1 pseudogene is annotated in these 294 nt (G+C 59.5%); it reads left to right on the plus strand.

The features are described from left to right. Positions 1 to 276: pseudogene (locus P0G09_RS19615) on the plus strand (ABC transporter substrate-binding protein); the annotation flags it as partial. Positions 277 to 294 lie beyond the last annotated feature (18 nt).

Genomic DNA, 294 nt, shown 5'->3' on the forward strand with positions numbered 1-294 from the left:
CCCTTTGCCGAGGCCACGGGGGTGACCTATGCGGATCTTTCCACCGTAGAGGGGCTGAACGAGGCCGCACACAAATACTACGACTGGACCGATGCCCAGACGGCTTCGCCCAACGACGGCAAGGCCCTGTATGGCCGCGACGCGCTGACCAATTACCTGCTCTGCGGCGCACAGGAACTGGGTACGACCATTTTTGATGCCGAGAACGGCGTGATGACCCTGCACTTTGACAAGCCGACCATCCGCAGGCTGTGGGATAACTACTATGTCCCCTAAATCAAGGGCTGGTGCAGT

The sequence above is a fragment of the Faecalibacterium sp. DFI.5.82 genome, assembly GCF_029076575.1.
In the GTDB taxonomy this organism is placed as follows: domain Bacteria; phylum Bacillota; class Clostridia; order Oscillospirales; family Ruminococcaceae; genus Faecalibacterium; species Faecalibacterium duncaniae.